Here is a 17,246-nt window from a genome sequence, read left to right on the forward strand (position 1 = left end):
GGGCCGTCTCCGAGATGGTCTTGCTGGACCGGAGCGCGATCTGGACCGCTTCTTCCTTGAACTCCGGCGAGTACTTGCTGGGTGGTGCCACGTCGCGCCTCTCGTTTCCTTATACAGGGATCCTATTGGGTCCCTGTCCGGAAACCTCGGGGCACCTCAATGGGCGAGGGCGCCGAGGGCCGGGAACGCGGCGGAGATGCTTTCCCGCACGGCGTTGGCGACGTACTCCATCGGATCGCTCAGGCCGCCGGCTTGCATGAGTACGTCGTGGAACATGTCCGCGACCCCGGCCTCTCCGCCGACACGATCCAGGATCGTGACGAGGCGCGCGGGCAGCACCAACGGTGCAGGCGGGGCATCCGGTGTAGCACCTGTCACGCCGAGGTCGCCGGGATTGACTGCTCTGCGACGAGCCCGAAGAGCAGGTATCTCGCCTCTCTCCCGGGCGAGCCGTCGCTGTCGGCGCTTCTCCCGCTCAATCTGGCGAAGCTCCTCGGTACTGGCCTCGTCAACAGATTCCAACGACATCTGATGTGTCTCCTCAGCGAATACGACCTGCAACCAGCCCCACGTCACAGGTGTTTCGATTCGGATCGTATGCCAGGTTGGAGGGCCCCGACATAGCCATTCCAAAAGCTGGTCACCGATGGGTTTTGGGGCCAGCTGCCCATGTCGGTGAGAGGCCGATCGCGTACAGCCTCTGGGGGGCTACGGCAATATCAGGAGCCGCGAGGTCGATCTGTTTACCCCGCCCGCAGGCAAGCTGACTGCGGGCGGGGTGAGGTCTGCTCAGTCCTTAGCGGGCCACTCGTACAGTGTGGAGTCCACATCCGTGTCCCGGATGCCCTTGAGCCTGACGTCCGTCGGGGGCTCGACCTCGAAGCGGTTCACCGGGTCGGTCACGAGGCGGAGGGTGGGGGTCCCGGTGCCCTCCTCCAGATGCGAGGCGATGACCAGGGTGTAGTTTTCCCCTTCGGATAGTGCCCGCACGAATTCGGCACGCGTGAGGGTCAGTTCTGGCGGGGCGGCGCCGCCGTGGGCCTTGATCTCGTAGTAGCGCCCGGCCGAGTCAAAGGCATCCGCCCCAAGTCCCGAAACGCCGCGCTGGTCCTCCAGTTCGATGCTCTGCTCCCGCAGGATCTGGCGTAGGGCTCGGATCACGAGCCGCTCCTTGTCCGGGTCCCGGTAGCCGAGCGGTGAGGACTGCTCTCGCGGCGAGGCGCCGCCGGGCCGGGGCTGGGGGAGCGAGGGCGGCCGCCGTCTGCTTCCGCCGGTCCGTGCGGGGCTCGATGGCGACGACGTACCCGGATGCGGTGACGGAGTACCGGTCTGGGTGACTTTGCGGGGCCGCTTGTCGAATTCGGCCGCACCCACGAGGCGGCGCACGGGTGCCGACGGTTGCGGCCGCGGAGGTGGCGGCAGTGCGCTCGGCAGGGGTGCGGGCGGAGCGTCGGAAGCGGGGCGCGGAGCCGGTACGCCGTTCGAGGGTCGTAGCGGCGCGGGGCGTGATGCGGGGGCGGATGGCACTGGACGGGAGGGCGGTTTCTCCTGGTCCCGTCGGCGCAGCTGCTCGTCCAGCCGCTGACGGTCTTCTTGGTCCTGCTGTTCGGTCGAGGTGAGGGCGTCCTCGCGGACGGTCTCCACCAGGCCCTCCTCCCATACATCCCGCCATCGGTGCCCAACACGGGTCCGCTCCGTAGCGAAATGGGAAGCGATCGCCGCCCCCGCACCACCCTTGGCGCTCAGTGCCTCGACGGACCGGATGAAGATGGTGGCTTGTTCGCGGTCGATCTGCGCGTCGATGGGGAGCTCGATCGGCTCGTGCCCGCCGCCCGGTGCGAGCCGGATCCGCAGCTCGGGATGGAGCCGTACCTCCAGGGCGGCCAGCCAAGTCCAGCCGGTGAAGTTCTCGGCCACCTCGGGCTCGTCGCGGACAAGGAGGTCCTGGAGGGCGACGACGGCACGGCGGAAGTCCTCAGTGAGAGTGCCGTCCGGCGGCAGGTGCTGTCCGCCGACGACTTGCGCGCCGACGACGTCCAGCGGGGTGACCCGTAGCAGGCCGAGCAGTGAGGCGAACTGCTGGACGTCCCCTCCAGGTTTCCAGAGAGGCAGCCGTTCCGCGAGGGCGCGTTCGAGGCCGGAGTGGTCCACGGCGAAGACCGGCCTGGTCTTGGTCCACCCGGCCGTGGTCCACAGCGGCAGTGGGCGCAATTTGTTCCGCAGCCCGAGCTGAACCTGTCCGTCATCAGAGGCGACGCGGTCCCGCAGGCGGCGTAGGGCATTGAGCATCACCTGCTGCTGCCGGACATCAGGCGCGCCGCCGGCCTGCGCGATCTCCTTCAGCACGTCGGCGAGGTCCTCGGTGCCCGGCTCACTGATGCCGAGCACCCGCCACAGCGGGTCGAGATCCGACCCGGTGAGCGCGAAGGGGCGGAACCCGCGCAATACGGCGGTTCCCCGGAAGCATGCACCCGACATCATCCAGCCCTGGTCGGTAAGCACGAGTTCTTCCCCCATGAACCCGTGGCGGATCTGTTTCTCGACCTCCGCGCGCGGGCTGTCGACCGAGCGTTCCGTCAGGCGTCGTGCCAGAGCCCGGTACACGAGCAAGGCCTCGGCCCTGAGGTCGTCGCCGACCTCGACGTTCCCCTGAGTGCGTTCACGGAGCTCGCGAAGCCGCTCCATGAGTCGGGGGACGTCCGGATCGCCAGAGACGCCGAGGGCCGTGAGGACCTCGACTCGGGTCGCCAGGGCTCGATGGATGGCGGAGTGAAGATACCCAGGGTCGTCGTGCCCGTAGAGGGCTTCGGCGTCAGGGGTGCGGAGCTGGAGTTCGGACGGTTTGCACAGGCCACCGCCGGCATCCTCCAGCCAGGCAATATCCCGTAGCCGCCACAGCCACATGGCCGACGTCTCGCCCTTCACGACCCACTTGTGGTCTGCCAATGCCATCGAAACGCGGGCCTGGTCGGGACTGGTGACAGGACCGGCAAGCGTACGCAGCAGCGCGGCCGTGCGCCGGCGTCGCTCCTCCGCGTTTCGCTCGGCCACGATATTCGTCACGACGGCGACGAGATCGGCGCTGATCAGGTCGTCCAGGGTGAAGTTGGCGGCCTTCTCGCTCATCGCGCGCCGGCGATCCGGGATGCTCCACATACAGTCACGTGCCAGACCGAGGCGAGAGTCCGCCGAGTACCGCTTGAAGTAGGAGTGGTGGTACTGACTGCGTGGTACTGGTGTGAGCCGGGGTGCGTCTGCTACGCCGAGCAGCCTGAGGAAGGCTGTCCTGCTCAGGCCGTTGCTCTGCGCGGCGGAGAGCAACGACCGCGCATAGGAGCGGTGCACCCAGACGAGCCCGGGTGTCTTACGGGCCGCCACCGCGAACCGATCTCCGTCGGCACTCTCCAGCGCAGAAGAGAGGTAGGCGGCGCGAGGCTGCACTCTGGCGGGTTTTTCGTCGCCCTGGTCATCGAACATGAAGCCGTTCAGCCGGATGGCCCGCCCAATGTCCGGCCCGAGTTCGTCCCGCAGCTTCTTCGGTACCTCACCAAGTGCCCGCTGTAGCGACGTAAGGCGAGTGGTCTCCTCACTCTCTCCGGCAGAGGGCAGGGATCCGCCTGACTCACCGAGCCGAGCGACGAGCCTCAGCACGGCAGCCGTGTCGTCCCGCCGGACCAGCCATCCCTGCCTCCGCAGCCAGTCGACCACCTTCTTCGACCACTGGTCCTCCTCCCAGTAGGCACAGTGCAGATCGAGCACGACACCGAGGTGGTCCAGCACCCCCGTGGTCTCGCCCGTGCCCTCCGCGAACGCGTGCCGGTCGGCTGATGGGCGCAGCGGACGTCCGTCGGCCGTGACCACGCACGGCTTGCGCGCCAACGCGTAGGCATGGCCGGCGTCCAGGGCGACCGCGGCGAGCCGGATGATCCGCGTGACATCACGGTCTGCCTCGTCGAAGAGGGCGAGCGCATCCGTCACGCGGACCTCTGGGCGCAGGTCCGCCGCCCCCGCCGAGCGCCAGTCCGCGAGAACCCGACGCCAGCGGCCCGCCCGGTCGCGGGAGGCAGCGGGAAAGGCGTACGGGGCGCCGGACAGCCGGGTGATGTCCGCATCGTCAAGCACGCCCGACAAGGCTGCCTCTTCGACGGCGAACTCCGCCAGTGGCGCTGCGGGCCCGCCGTCCGCGACCGGCAGGGCGAGCTCCGTGGCGAGCGACTGCCGGGCGCGCGAATGGAGGGCCGCTCGGATCGTGTCCTGCAGCCGGTCCGGTGACGTGGCCCCGGCCGGGGAGGGGAGGGGGACGAGGTGCCAGGCAGCCGGGTCCACCCGTCCGAGTACGTCGCGGACACCGGCCTCCCACAGGTCGGCGACCAAGGGGACGAGCTGCTGGTTCAGGCGACTGTCGGCGAAGCCCTCGCGGCTGGCGACCGGGTCGAATTGGGAGTGGACGCGAGCAGCCGCGTTCAGCGGTACGACGGGCAGGCCGGCGTGGACGCTTCCGTGCTCCCGGGGCTGCAAGGGGAGCGCCACGGCGACCGGCATCGCGGCCCCAACGGCCTTGTGATGGCGCTCCCAGCCGGGGTGCGGCGGGACCTGTGCTTCGTACACCCGCCAGACCGCGCCGTCACTCGCAGTGGCGTGTCGCACCAGCACGTCAGTGTCCGCGCCGCCGATCGGGACCCGGTCTCGTGCCACGTCCTCCCAGGACAGGGCCAGTGCGGTGGTGCGCTCGCCGTCCGAGACTTCGAGTCGTTTGAGGTGCCGCAGGAAGAGGAGCGAGGCATCGCTCCAGCTCTCGAACCATTCGAAGAGGTGGGAGGCGGGCAGCGCGTCCGACTCCAGAGGGATGCGGAAGACCGTCCATTGGGGTCCGGAGATCTCTTCTGGCAGCTCCGGCGGAGCGACTGGTTCCAGGGCGAGATCGGCGAACCGCACGTGGAAGGGATCGCAGTGGACTTCCCAGGTCGTTGCGAGTGCCCTGAGTGTTGACAGCCCGATGCCGAAACGCCCCGTGCTCTGGGCATCGGCGGTCTTGCCGCTGAGCCAGGGCATACCGAGGAGTAGGACATCTCCCATGCGTACGCTGACGCCGTCGTGGGCGATCAGCAGTACACCTGGACGCCACAGGAAACGCAGCTGGCCGGCCCTCGCATCGTTGGCGTTCTGTACGAACTCGGAGAGCACCTGGAGCGGGTCTGACGATAGGGTCTCGGCACCCCGCTGAGCGCCCTCGGCCATTCTGCGGAAGACCCCCGGTCCTTCGCGCAGCCCCTGGTCGAGGAGGCGCACTGCGTGTGCTGCCTCCTCGGTACCGGACACCTCCAGCTCTGGATCCACGCGCGGATCGTCCAAAAGCCTGCGCACCGCCGACGTGAGCGCCTCATGGTCCACGCTGTCTCCCCCCTGAGTGCCGTATGGCAGGCGACAATCCTCAGGCGTGGCGTGGCCTCTCCGATCAACAACCTTCGTGATTCCGCCAACCTCCGGCCGCCTCCCCGAGGTGTCCCCGCCTGGGCCGTTGCCCGCGCTGGGGCGAGCGCATCCGGTGACCAGCGTGTGAGCCCCTCTCCACCGTGGGCTTGAACGCGGCGGAAACTCTTCGGCTCCCCCTGCTGATTGTCAGACCCAACTGCTAGAGCGTGTCTCTTCTAGGGGGTGGTCAGTTGCTCGGTGTCGGCGATGGCCCGCAGGGACCGGCGCGGCGACTACTGCACGCAGGCCCGACGCGGGGCCCGCGTCATCGGTTGCATCACGGTTTCAGGTCGCCCGTGGGAGTGAGAAGCGTCACAATTGAGCCGGGTGGGGGTCCGGCTCGGCTGGGGGAGTGGGCTGAGGGCCCAGGGCGTGCGTGGCCCGCCCAATCCGTCCGAACCTCCCGAGTGGCGCCTTGGGGTGACGATTGGTTGGGGACCAGTTGGGGACCAGTGCCGCCGCACGCAGGTGCACGGCACGCGCATTGATGCACGTTCTCCGCCCTCAAATAGCGCCACATGTCCCGATTGTGACCCTGGCGCAGCCATCTGGGGGTCAAGGGGTCGCAGGTTCAAATCCTGTCGTCCCGACCAGCGTTTACGCAGGTCGGAGGCCGTTCTCTCATACGTGAGAGGACGGCCTTTTCCGTGCTGGCGAGGTGGGCGTGCCGTGGGTCTCCCACGCCGGGAAGTCGTCATCAGCGGGTGCGGGCTCGTCGGGGTCGAGCAGGCAGGCTTCGAGCGCTGCCCGGAGGGCGTCGGGCTGCAGGCCGGTGCCGATGAAGACGAGCTCCTGGCCCTGGGTGGTGTCGGGGCCGAGGGCGCCGGAGGGTTCGAAGCGGGCCACCGCTCCGGCCTGTGACCACAGGCCCGTGATCCGGGGGCGGCTGGCGAGCCGGAAGAAGCCCTTGGAGCGCAGGATCCGTCCGAAGGCGCCGCTGTCGAGGTCCTTGGTGACGAAGCTCCACAGGCGGTCGGGGTGGAAGGCGCGGTCGGAGCGGAAGACGAGGGAGGAGATGTCGTACTCCTCCGTTTCCGGGACGTGGTCTCCGTTGATCTCCTTGACCCAGCCGGGAGCCTGCCGGGCCCGTTCGATGTCGAACAGGCCGGTGCCCAGGACGTGTTCGAGGGCTACCCGGCCGCGTACGGTCGGCACGATCCGGGCCTCGGGGTTGAGGCGCGTGAGTGTGGCGCGCAGTTGTGCGGCCTGGTCCGGTCCGACCAGGTCGAGCTTGTTGAGGACGATGACGTCCGCGAACTCGATCTGGTCCATCAGGAGGTCGCTGACGGTGCGTTCGTCGTTCTCGTACTGGTCGAGGCCGCGCGCGGCGAGCTCGTCGCCGCCGGCGAGTTCCGGCAGGAAGTTCGCCGCGTCGACGACGGTGACCATGGTGTCGAGCCGGGCGAGGTCGCCGAGGGTGGCGCCGTCGTCGCGGGGGAACGAGAAGGTGGCGGCGACGGGCATGGGCTCGGAGATGCCGCTGGACTCGATGAGCAGGTGGTCGAAGCGACCCTCGCGGGCCAGGCGGTCGACCTCTTCCAGCAGATCGTCGCGCAGGGTGCAGCAGATGCAGCCGTTGGTCATCTCGACCAGGCGTTCCTCGGTGCGCGACAGGGCGGCCTCGCCGCCGCGGACGAGCGCGGCGTCGATGTTGACCTCGCTCATGTCGTTGACGATGACCGCGACCCTCAGCCCGTCGCGGTTGCCGAGGATGTGATTGAGCAGGGTGGTCTTCCCGGCACCGAGGAACCCGGACAGGACGGTCACGGGCAGTCGGCCGTACGTCGTCATGAGCGGCTCAGCCCTCGGGGCGGAGCAGGCCGCGCGCGTACGCCTTCACCAGGCGCTGCGGCACCTGGTGCACGGAACCGTCGACCGTGACCGGGACGAGCTGCGGCGTGGCGGCCTTCCACTGGGCGCGGCGGTGACGGGTGTTGCTGCGGGACATCTTCCGCTTGGGGACGGCCATGGGGGTCTCCTGGGGTGCGTCGGGGCGTCGCCGACGACACTACCTGGAAATGGATTCCATTATCAATAGCGTCTCAGCCGTGACAGGCCAGCTTGAACGCGGAAGCGTTGAGGATGGCCGCGCCCGCGCCGAACACCATGGGTGCCGAGTGCGTCGAGCGGAGGGTGGCGAGGCTCCGGTCAGTGGTCATGGCGGGCATCCTCGCTGGTGGCCGCCCCGGCCTGCTACGGCGCGGCTCCACCTTCGGGGAAAGGCGCCGGGTGCCCGCAGGGGATTCGTCCGGACCTCTGAGCGTCGGCATCGACGGGTGGAGGCACGCTGCCGTCGTGGTGCGTGCGCCCGCCCGGTGCGCTCACGCCGCCGGCTGCGGGGCGATCTCCGCGATCAGGTCCTCGACGAGCTTCTTGATCTCGTCACGGATCGGGCGCACGGCCTCGACGCCCTGGCCGGCCGGGTCCTCCAGCTTCCAGTCCAGGTAGCGCTTGCCGGGGAAGACGGGGCAGGTGTCGCCGCAGCCCATGGTGATGCACACGTCGGAGGCCTTGACCGCGTCGACGGTGAGGATCTTCGGGGTCTCGGCGGACATGTCGATGCCGACCTCGCGCATGGCCTCGACGGCGGCCGGGTTGACCGAGTCGGCGGGAGCGGAGCCCGCCGAGTGGACCTCGACGCGGTCGCCGGCGAGGTGGGACAGCCAGGCGGCGGCCATCTGGGAGCGGCCGGCGTTGTGGACGCAGACGAACAGCACGGAAGGCTTGTCGGACACGGCGGGTCTCTTCTCGGGACGGAAATGCGGACGCATCAGCGCCGGATGGAGTCAGCTCCCACTGATGTGACAGTATCAGCCCATGATGACGTCAGTCGACACTGATCTGATCCGGGTTCTGGCCGACCCGCTCAGGCTCCGGATCGTGACCCTGCTCGCCCGCGAGACGCTGTGCACCACCCACCTCGTGGAGGAGACGGGCGCCAAGCAGACGAACCTCTCCAACCACCTGAAGGTGCTGCGGGAGGCGGGGGTCGTGGATACGGAGCCCTGCGGGAGGTTCACCTACTACCGCCTGCGTCCGGAAGTCATCGAAGCCCTCGCCGGTCAGTTCGCCGACCTCGCCCAGGCCGCGCGTGCCACCGCCGGAGCGAACCTCAAGCGGTCCTGCCCATAGCCTTCGCGGCCTCTTCCGCCCTGCCTCACCTGCCCGAGGAGAGCCGTTGTCCGTCACCGAGCCCGTCGCCGCCGCCCCCGCAGCGGAGTCCGTCGTAGCCGCCGACGCGCCCCGGCCCGCGCCCGGTGCGACCCCGCCCCGTACCCCGCTGATCGCCCGGGCCGCCGCCGAACTGGTCGGCACGGCCGCCCTGGTGGCCGTCGTGGTCGGCTCCGGCATCCAGGCCACCGAGCTGACCCAGGACGTCGCCCTCCAGCTGCTGGCCAACTCCACCGCCACGGTGTTCGGCCTCGGCGTGCTGATCGCGCTCCTCGGCCCGGTCTCCGGCGCCCATTTCAACCCCGCCGTCACCCTGGCCGAGTGGTGGACCGCCCGCCGCGGCGGCCCGGGCGTGAACGCCCGCGAGCTGGCCGTGTACGTCCCCTCGCAGATCGCCGGAGCGATCGCGGGCGCGATCCTGGCGGACGCGATGTTCGGCGAGCCGCTGGTGAAGTGGTCTCAGCGCGACCGCTCCGCCGGGAACCTCCTCCTCGGCGAAGTCGTCGCCACGGCGGGCCTGATCCTGCTGATCTTCGGCCTCGCGCGCACGGACCGCCTCCGCTTCGCCCCGGTCGCCGTGGCCTCGTACATCGGCGCCGCGTACTGGTTCACCTCCTCCACGTCCTTCGCCAACCCGGCCGTGACCATCGGCCGCGCCTTCACCGACACGTTCGCGGGCATCGCCCCGTCCTCCGTCGCCGGCTTCATCGGCATGCAGCTGGTCGGCGTGGTCGTGGGCCTGGCGCTCGTGGCGGTCATCTTCATGCGCGGCGAGGACGGCAAGAGCGACGTGGACGTCAAGGGGGAGGGCGGGGTCAGCTGACCTTCGGGCTGCGGCGTTCCAGCAGGAGCACGTCGCGCCACACGCCGCGGTGGCGGCCGATGCGCTCGCGGGTGCCGATGATGCGGAATCCGGCCCGCTGGTGGAGGGCGAGGCTGGCGCTGTTCTCGGGGAAGATGCCGGACTGGATCGTCCAGATCCCCGCCGACTCCGTCGAGCCGATCAGCGCCGCGAGGAGCTGCCGGGCGATGCCTCGGCCGCGGGCGGCGGGATCGACGTAGACGGAGTGCTCCACCACGCCCGCGTACGCGCACCGGTCCGAGACCGCGCTCGCCGCCACCCAGCCGAGGACCTTGCCGTCCTCGCCGACGGCGGCGAAGCGGTGCTCCGGCAGCTTGCCCGCCTCGAACAGCTCCCACGTCGGGGCCAGGGTCTCGAAGGTGGCGTTGCCCTCGTCGATGCCCGCCCGGTAGATCGACAGGACCTCATCCGCGTGCGCCGCGGTCAGCGGCTCGATCGTGATGCTCACGCGGCGGCCGCTCGGGTCAGCAGCTGTCCCATGGCGGCGAGCACCGAGGGCTCGACCCGGTAGTACACCCAGGTGCCGCGCCGCTCGGAGGAGAGCAGGCCGGCCTCGCGCAGCTTCTTCAGGTGGTGGGAGACCGTCGGCTGGGAGACGCCCACGTCGGAGATGTCGCACACGCACGCCTCGCCACCCTCGTGCGAGGCGACCAGCGAGAACAGCCGCAGGCGCACCGGATCGCCCAGCGCCTTGAACATGACGGCTGTCCGCTCGGCCTCCTCGGCCGTCAGCGGGCGCTCGGACAGCGGCGGGCAGCACGCCGCCACGGCCTCGGGCTCCAGCAGCGGCAGCACCTTCGTAGTCATGCCCCCATCATCGGAGAAATTTCGACGGATGTCTATGTTGACGAACGTCGATACAGGGTCCACGCTGGAGGCGTCAGCACATCGACAGATGTCGAATCAACTGGGGAGCCCCGCCGTGAACGCATCCACCGAAGCCCTGCCCGTCGTCGTGATCGGCGCCGGCCCGATCGGACTTGCCGCGGCCGCCCGACTCATCGAGCGGGGCATCGAGCCCCTGGTCCTGGAGGCCGGACCGGCCGCCGCGTCCGCCGTGCGCGACTGGTCGCACGTACGCCTCTTCTCCACCTGGTCCGAGGTCGTCGACCCCCAGGCCGAGAAGCTCCTCGCCCCCACCGGCTGGGTGAAGCCGGACGGTGCCGCGTACCCGTCCGGCGGCGACTGGGCCGAGCTCTACCTCCAGCCCCTGGCCGACGTCCTCGGCGACCGCGTCCGCTACCACGCGACCGTCACCGGCGTCTCCCGGGCCGGACGCGACCGCATCGTCGACGCCGACCGCGAGGCCCAGCCCTTCGTCGTGCACCTCACCGGCCCCGAGGGCCGCGAGGAGCGGATCTTCGCCCGCGCCGTCGTCGACGCCTCCGGAACCTGGTCCACCCCCAGCCCGGCCGGCGGCAGTGGCCTGCACGCACTCGGCGAGAAGAGCGCGGCCGACCGCATCACCTACCGCGTCCCCGACCTCAAGGACCCCGCCGTCCGCACCCGCTACGCCGGCAAGCGCACCGCCGTGATCGGCTCGGGCGCCTCCGCCTTCACCGCGCTGGCCTACCTCGCCGAGCTCGCCAAGGCGGACGACGGCACGGGGACGCACGCGACCTGGATCCTCCGTCGCGGCATCGGCGGCTCCACCTTCGGCGGCGGCGCCGCCGACCAGCTGCCCGCCCGCGGGGCGCTGGGCCTCGCCGCCAAGGCCGCCGTCGACGGCGGCTATGCCGACGCGGTCACCGGCTTCCGCACCGACGCCGTCGAGAAGACCGCGGACGGCCGCCTGGTCCTCGCCGGCGAGGACGGCCGCCGCCTGGACCCGGTCGACGAGGTCATCGTCCTCACCGGCTTCCGCCCCGACCTCGGCTTCCTCGGCGAGCTCCGCCTCGGCCTCGACGAGCGCCTCCAGGCCCCGGTCGAGCTCGCCCCGCTGATCGACCCCAACCAGCACTCCTGCGGCACCGTCTACCCGCACGGCGCGGGCGAGCTCTCCCACCCGGAGAAGGACGTCTACCTTGTCGGCATGAAGTCCTACGGCCGCGCCCCGACCTTCCTCGCCATGACCGGCTACGAGCAGGTCCGCTCCGTCGCCGCCGCCCTCGCCGGTGACCGGGAGGGTGCCGAGCGCGTCGAACTCACCCTCCCCGAGACCGGAGTCTGCGGCGGCGCGGGCCTCTTCGACCAGCCCGAGGCCGCCGCGGAGCCCGGCGGCGGCTGCTGCGCCGCCCCGGCCACCCTCACCGTCGGAGCCCCCGCCTCCTCCGGCGGCTGCTGACCACCGCGGCCCACGCCCAGGCCGGCGCGGCCGCGCGCCTCGCGGTGTATCGAATTACAGAAGTTTGCAATTCGGATATCCTGATCGGCACACCGTGCCGGCGCCTCCAGGGCCCTGCGCGTACGCACCGAGCTAGGACAGAACAGATGACGGCGAGCCTGCCCCCGTGCCCGAAGTGCTCCAGCGAGTACACCTACGAGATGAACGCTCTGATGGTCTGCCCGGAGTGCGCCCACGAGTGGGTGCCCGCCGCGGCAGGGGCGGATGACGCGGGCGCCTCCGGTGAGCGCGTGGTCAAGGACGCCGTCGGGAACGTCCTGAACGACGGCGACACCGTGACCGTGGTCAAGGCCCTCAAGGTCAAGGGCAGCCCGTCGGGGATCAAGGCGGGCACCAAGGTGCGCAACATCCGACTGGTCGACGGGGTGGACGGCCACGACATCGACTGCAAGATCGACGGCTTCGGCGCCATGCAGCTCAAGTCGAGCGTGGTCAAGAAGGCCTGAGCCGTCGGGGGCCGGGTGGCCGGGTGGCCCGGTCGGCTACGGGTGGCTGGTGGCGCGGAGGTCCGCCAGGAGTTCGGCCTGGCCCTCCAGGACGCCGGAGAGGATGCCGCGGGCGACCCGCAGGAGCTCGGCGATCTGGGGGTGGGTGAGGCTGTAGTAGACGTTGGAGCCCTCGCGGCGGGTGACCACCAGGTTCGCCTTGCGCAGGACGGCGAGCTGCTGCGAGAGGCTCGCTGCCTCCACCCCGACCTCGGGCAGCATCTCGGCGACGGCGTGCTCGCGTACGGACAGCAGCTCCAGGACGCGGATGCGCACCGGGTGGCCCAGCGTCTTGAAGAACTCCGCCTTGAGCTGGTACAGCGGTGTGCTCACCTGGGTACCTCCGCCTTGACTGCCCATCGCATCCATCCGCCCGGAGCCGTTCCTTCGCAGGGGCGTCCGCTCGCCCCTCCTCACGCCTTGTGACCTCCACAATTGCAGATCCCTGCAACTCCCGGGACCCGGTGGGCGACCTCGTGACGTTCAGGCCCCCGAAAGCGGGCCCTTCTTCCCTCGCGGGGCCGCTTGAGTGCCCGGAGCGGGGTGGGGTTAGCATATGAGCGCCGCCTAGCTCGAAAGATAAACCTGTGACTGTCAACGAGGACTCGTTCACCAACTGGAAAAACCGCGAGGAGATCGCGGAGTCGATGATCCCGATCATCGGGAAGATGCACCGGGAGCGGGACGTAACGATCCTGCTCCACAGCCGCTCCTTGGTGAACAAGTCGGTGGTCAGCATCCTCAAGACCCACCGATTCGCCCGGCAGATCGACGGCGAGGAGCTCTCGGTCACCGAGACCCTGCCGTTCCTGCAGGCTCTCACCGCGCTCGATCTCGGTCCCTCCCAGATCGACATCGGCATGCTCGCCGCCACGTACAAGACCGACGACCGCGGTCTCTCGGTGGAGGAGTTCACCGCCCAGGCCGTCTCCGGCGCCACGGGTGAGAACAAGATCGAGCGCAGCGACGGCCGCGACGTCGTCCTCTACGGCTTCGGCCGCATCGGCCGCCTCGTCGCCCGTCTGCTGATCGAGAAGGCCGGCTCCGGCAACGGCCTGCGCCTGCGCGCCATCGTCGTACGCGGCGGCGGCGAGGCCGACCTCGTCAAGCGCGCCTCGCTGCTGCGCCGCGACTCCATCCACGGCCAGTTCCAGGGCACCATCACCGTGGACGAGGCGAACAGCACGATCGTCGCCAACGGCAACAGCATCAAGGTGATCTACGCGAACGACCCGTCCGAGGTCGACTACACGGCGTACGGCATCAAGGACGCCATCCTCATCGACAACACGGGCAAGTGGCGCGACCGCGAGGGCCTCTCCAAGCACCTGCGCCCCGGCATCGACAAGGTCGTCCTGACCGCTCCGGGCAAGGGCGACGTCCCGAACATCGTGCACGGCGTCAACCACGACACGATCAAGCCCGACGAGCAGATCCTGTCCTGCGCGTCCTGCACCACCAACGCGATCGTCCCGCCGCTGAAGGCCATGGACGACGAGTACGGCGTGCTGCGCGGCCACGTGGAGACCGTCCACTCGTTCACGAACGACCAGAACCTCCTGGACAACTACCACAAGGCCGACCGCCGCGGCCGCTCCGCGCCGCTCAACATGGTCATCACCGAGACCGGCGCCGCCTCGGCCGTCGCCAAGGCGCTGCCCGACCTGAAGGCGCCGATCACCGGCAGCTCGATCCGCGTCCCCGTCCCGGACGTCTCGATCGCCATCCTGAGCCTGCGCCTGGGCCGCGAGACCACCCGCGAGGAAGTCCTTGACTACCTCCGCGACGTCTCGCTGCACTCGCCGCTCAAGCGCCAGATCGACTTCACGACCGCGCCCGACGCCGTCTCCATGGACTTCGTCGGATCCCGCCACTCCTCGATCGTGGACGCGGGCGCCACCAAGGTCGACGGCGACAACGCGATCCTCTACCTCTGGTACGACAACGAGTTCGGCTACTCGTGCCAGGTCATCCGCGTGGTCCAGCACGTGTCCGGCGTGGAGTACCCCACCTACCCGGTGCCGGCGGTCTGATCCCCGTACCAGGCAGGTGAAAGGCCGTTCTCCCCTCAGGGGGAGGACGGCCTTTCGCGCGTCCCGGACCTACCGCGTGCGCCACGCCGTCTTCGCGTACCCGCAGGCATCGGTGACCGGCTCAGGGGCTCGCGACCAGGCGGCCGGCGTGCAGTTCGAGGGGTCCCGCGCCGGTGGTGCGCGCGGTGAGGCAGGCCTTGATCTGGCGGCGCAGGGCCGGCTTGGTGACGCCGGCCAGCTCGGCCCGGGGCACCGCCCGCCACTGGAGGAGCTCCGAGGCGGGCAGGCGGATCCGGGCCAGGGCGGACGCGTCGAGGATGCCGCCGTCGTAGAGGAAGCGGATGCGCGCCGGACGGCCGCTGCGGTGCGACCAGTTGACGGCGAGCAGGCGCCCCGGCGCGAGGTCGAGGCCCAGCTCCTCCCGGACCTCCCGGCGGGCGGCGGCGCGCGGGGTCTCGCCCAGGTCGCTGTCGATGCCGCCGCCCGGCAGGTGCCAGCGGGCCGGGTTCCCGTACCCCGGCTGGACCAGCAGCACCGCGCCCGCGGCGTCGGTGAACAGCACGCTCGCCGCGGTGAGCGCCTTGGGGCGGGCGGCCCGGTGGTCCGCGGAGCCGTAGGCGCCCGCGTGCTCCAGGGCCGTACGGCGGTCCGGGGCGAGTCCGGCCGGGGAGCCGGGCTGGGGCACGCCGTCGACCAGGTGGGCGAGGGAGCCGGCGTACAGGGCGGCCAGGGCGGCGCGCAGCCGGGGCGCGACCCGGGCGGGCAGGGCCCCGCAGGCCTCCTCCGGGGCGAGCCAGCGGGCCTCGGCGACCTCGCCGTCCGCGAAGGAGATCGCGGCGGCCTGCTCGGGCGTGAGGGGGCCGACCAGGTGCACGTGGGCGACGAGGGACCGGCCCAGGGAGCCCGGCGGCCGGGAGTCGACGGCGAGCAGCCGGCCGACCGGCACGCTCAGGTCCAGCTCCTCCTTGAGCTCGCGGGCCAGGCCCTCCTCCGGTGTCTCGGTGTCCTCGACGGTGCCGCCGGGCAGCTCCAGGCCGTCCTTGTACGACGGGGTCAGTACGAGGACCCGCCCGCGGCAGTCCAGGACCACCCCGGTGGCTGCGACGAGCGGGGCCGGGCGGGCGGCGTAGTACGCGCGCTCCGCTTCGGGGGTGGGGCGGTCGGGCACCTGCGGCTCCTGGGGACTTCGACGACACGACCTGGGGCGCGGGGGATCCCTACCCCGCCGGTCGCACCTCGTAAGGCGTCACGCCCGTACGAGGAGCAGTCCGCCCATCGTGACCATGGTCGCCGCCACGAAGCCGTCGAGCACCCGCCAGGCCGAGGGGCGCGAGAGCAGTCCGCTGAGCAGGCGGGCGCCGTAGCCGAGGCTGCTGAACCAGGTCAGGCTGGCCAGCCCGGCCCCGATGCCGAAGGCCCAGCGCAGGTCGCCCCGGTCGGCGGCCAGGGAGCCGAGGAGCAGCACGGTGTCCAGGTAGACGTGCGGGTTGAGCCAGGTCATGGCCAGGCAGGTCAGCACGGCCCGGCGGGCGGACCCGGCGTCCGCGCCCTGGCTGCTGAGGGCGGCGCCGGGCGCGGGCCGCAGCACCCGGCGGGCGGCGAGGACCCCGTAGCAGATCAGGAACCCGCCGCCGAGGAGGCCGACGAGGGTCAGGGCGGGCGGCCAGGCCGTGACGAAGGCGCCGACGCCGGCCACGCCGAGGGCGATGAGGAGGGCGTCGGAGAGCGCGCAGATGGCTACCACGGCGAGTACCGAGTGGCGGCGGGCGCCCTGGCGCAGCACGAACGCGTTCTGTGCGCCGATGGCGACGATGAGGGAGAGTCCGGTTCCGAAGCCGGCGAGGCCCGCCGTGATGATGCCGTGTGTCATGTCTTCGACCGTATGGACCGGCGCGTCAGTAGTACAGCTAAAGATTTTTACGTAGCATTAGCGCTCGTGATGGATGAGCTGCCGCTGGAGCAGGTGCGGACCCTGCTGGCCGTGGTCGACGAGGGCACCTTCGACGCCGCGGCCGCCGCCCTGCACGTGACGCCGTCGGCGGTCAGCCAGCGGGTCAAGGCCCTGGAGCAGCGCACCGGGCGGGTGCTGCTGATGCGTACGAAGCCGGTGCGGGCGACCGAGTCGGGGGAGGTCGTCATCAGGTTCGCCCGGCAACTGGCCCGGCTGGAGCGCGACGCGCGGGAAGAGCTGGGTATGGCGGCGGGCCTGGGGCCGGTACGGCTGCCGATGGCGGTGAACGCGGACTCCCTGGCCACCTGGTTCCTGCCCGCGCTCAGCCGGGTGCCGCAGGACCCGCCGATCTGCTTCGAACTGCACCGCGAGGACGAGGGGCACACGACGGCCCTGCTGCGGGAGGGCCAGGTGATGGCCGCGGTGACCTCGCAGCCGGAGCCCGTGGCCGGGTGCACGGTGAGCCCGCTGGGCCTGGCGCGGTACCTGCCGGTGGCGAACCCGGACTTCGCGGCCCGGTACCTGGCGGGGCCGCCCGAGCGGGACCTGCGCGAGGCTCCGGCGATCATCTTCGACCGCCGGGACCTCCTCCAGGACGTGTTCGTACGGTCGCTGACGGGAGACCCGGGCGCCTCGGCCTCGGTGGTACGCCACCACGTGCCCACCTCGGAGGGGTTCTGCGACGCGGTGGCCGCCGGGCTGGGCTGGGGCCTGGTGCCGGAGGCGCAGGCGCGGCCGCTCGTGCGCTCGGGGGCGCTGGAGGTCATCGTGCCGGGGCGGCCGCTGGACGTACCGCTGTACTGGCAGCAGTGGAAGCTGGACTCGCCGGCCCTCTCGGCGGTGGCGGCGGTGATCACGGAAGCGGCGGCCGGGGCGCTGCGCTAGGCCGTCGCTTTCGGATCTTCCCGGCCGGAGCACTAGGGTGCGG

General features: G+C 70.8%; 16 protein-coding genes. 6 read left to right on the top strand and 10 right to left on the bottom strand.

The features are described 5' to 3' along the window. Nucleotides 1-156: 156 nt before the first annotated feature. The 5 genes from AB0M99_RS34185 to AB0M99_RS34205 all read right to left on the bottom strand — a co-directional run bounded on the left by AB0M99_RS34185 (nucleotide 157) and on the right by AB0M99_RS34205 (nucleotide 8,207). The gene (locus AB0M99_RS34185) at nucleotides 157-528 is read right to left on the bottom strand and encodes a hypothetical protein (protein ID WP_365927498.1); all 372 of its coding nucleotides are present in this window, start codon (nucleotides 526-528) and stop codon (nucleotides 157-159) included. A 261-nt stretch (nucleotides 529-789) separates the two neighbouring features. Next, a complete protein-coding gene (locus tag AB0M99_RS34190) occupies nucleotides 790-5,391 on the bottom strand; it encodes a hypothetical protein (protein ID WP_365927500.1) in 4,602 nt (1,533 codons plus the stop codon). Nucleotides 5,392-6,093: 702 nt separating this feature from the next. Further along, nucleotides 6,094-7,263 (bottom strand): GTP-binding protein, encoded by a 1,170-nt coding sequence (locus AB0M99_RS34195; RefSeq protein WP_365927502.1) that lies wholly within the window; start codon nucleotides 7,261-7,263, stop codon nucleotides 6,094-6,096. A gap of 7 nt (nucleotides 7,264-7,270) precedes the next feature. Beyond that, nucleotides 7,271-7,441, bottom strand: coding sequence for a 50S ribosomal protein L32 (gene rpmF, locus AB0M99_RS34200; protein WP_365927504.1), 171 nt, complete (start codon nucleotides 7,439-7,441; stop codon nucleotides 7,271-7,273). Between the two features lie 352 nt (nucleotides 7,442-7,793). Continuing rightward, on the bottom strand, nucleotides 7,794-8,207 hold the full coding sequence (locus AB0M99_RS34205) for an arsenate reductase ArsC (protein ID WP_365927506.1): 414 nt from the start codon (nucleotides 8,205-8,207) through the stop codon (nucleotides 7,794-7,796). A gap of 82 nt (nucleotides 8,208-8,289) precedes the next feature. Between AB0M99_RS34205 and AB0M99_RS34210 the strand changes: the two genes are divergently transcribed. Then, a complete protein-coding gene (locus AB0M99_RS34210; RefSeq protein ID WP_365927508.1) occupies nucleotides 8,290-8,604 on the top strand; it encodes a metalloregulator ArsR/SmtB family transcription factor in 315 nt (104 codons plus the stop codon). Nucleotides 8,605-8,650: 46 nt separating this feature from the next. Next, nucleotides 8,651-9,466 (top strand): aquaporin, encoded by an 816-nt coding sequence (locus AB0M99_RS34215; protein WP_365927510.1) that lies wholly within the window; start codon nucleotides 8,651-8,653, stop codon nucleotides 9,464-9,466. Here AB0M99_RS34215 and AB0M99_RS34220 read toward each other — a convergent pair. Continuing rightward, nucleotides 9,459-9,953, bottom strand: coding sequence for an N-acetyltransferase family protein (locus AB0M99_RS34220; RefSeq protein WP_365927512.1), 495 nt, complete (start codon nucleotides 9,951-9,953; stop codon nucleotides 9,459-9,461). The two genes, AB0M99_RS34215 and AB0M99_RS34220, sit on opposite strands and share 8 nt — an antisense overlap. Continuing rightward, nucleotides 9,950-10,312, bottom strand: a complete 363-nt coding sequence (locus tag AB0M99_RS34225; RefSeq protein ID WP_053625568.1) for a metalloregulator ArsR/SmtB family transcription factor — start codon at nucleotides 10,310-10,312, stop codon at nucleotides 9,950-9,952. Before AB0M99_RS34225 ends, AB0M99_RS34220 begins: the two co-directional genes overlap by 4 nt. A gap of 88 nt (nucleotides 10,313-10,400) precedes the next feature. Between AB0M99_RS34225 and AB0M99_RS34230 the strand changes: the two genes are divergently transcribed. Together AB0M99_RS34230 and AB0M99_RS34235 are read left to right on the top strand one after the other, a co-directional pair. Continuing rightward, nucleotides 10,401-11,789, top strand: coding sequence for an NAD(P)-binding domain-containing protein (locus AB0M99_RS34230; RefSeq protein ID WP_365927514.1), 1,389 nt, complete (start codon nucleotides 10,401-10,403; stop codon nucleotides 11,787-11,789). 146 nt (nucleotides 11,790-11,935) lie between these two features. Next, nucleotides 11,936-12,295 carry a zinc ribbon domain-containing protein YjdM gene (locus AB0M99_RS34235; protein ID WP_365927516.1) on the top strand — a complete coding sequence of 120 codons (360 nt, stop codon included), beginning with the start codon at nucleotides 11,936-11,938 and terminating at the stop codon, nucleotides 12,293-12,295. A 36-nt stretch (nucleotides 12,296-12,331) separates the two neighbouring features. Here the strand turns inward: AB0M99_RS34235 and AB0M99_RS34240 are convergent, their stop codons facing one another. Next, nucleotides 12,332-12,667: a metalloregulator ArsR/SmtB family transcription factor gene (locus AB0M99_RS34240; RefSeq protein WP_365927518.1), complete on the bottom strand. Its 336-nt coding sequence runs from the start codon at nucleotides 12,665-12,667 to the stop codon at nucleotides 12,332-12,334. A gap of 254 nt (nucleotides 12,668-12,921) precedes the next feature. Here AB0M99_RS34240 and AB0M99_RS34245 point away from each other — a divergent pair, with 254 nt between their 5' ends. Then, nucleotides 12,922-14,367, top strand: a complete 1,446-nt coding sequence (locus tag AB0M99_RS34245; protein WP_365927520.1) for a glyceraldehyde-3-phosphate dehydrogenase — start codon at nucleotides 12,922-12,924, stop codon at nucleotides 14,365-14,367. A 121-nt stretch (nucleotides 14,368-14,488) separates the two neighbouring features. Here the strand turns inward: AB0M99_RS34245 and AB0M99_RS34250 are convergent, their stop codons facing one another. After that, complete coding sequence (locus tag AB0M99_RS34250) at nucleotides 14,489-15,535, bottom strand: NUDIX hydrolase (protein ID WP_365927522.1); 1,047 nt, start codon at nucleotides 15,533-15,535, stop codon at nucleotides 14,489-14,491. A gap of 78 nt (nucleotides 15,536-15,613) precedes the next feature. Continuing rightward, entirely contained in the window at nucleotides 15,614-16,237 is a 624-nt protein-coding gene (locus AB0M99_RS34255; protein WP_365927524.1) for a LysE/ArgO family amino acid transporter, read from the bottom strand. 69 nt (nucleotides 16,238-16,306) lie between these two features. Between AB0M99_RS34255 and AB0M99_RS34260 the strand changes: the two genes are divergently transcribed. Then, nucleotides 16,307-17,203, top strand: coding sequence for a LysR family transcriptional regulator ArgP (locus tag AB0M99_RS34260; RefSeq protein WP_365927546.1), 897 nt, complete (start codon nucleotides 16,307-16,309; stop codon nucleotides 17,201-17,203). Nucleotides 17,204-17,246: the final 43 nt, after the last annotated feature.

It is taken from the genome of Streptomyces sp. NPDC051183 (assembly GCF_040682455.1).
GTDB lineage: Bacteria > Actinomycetota > Actinomycetes > Streptomycetales > Streptomycetaceae > Streptomyces.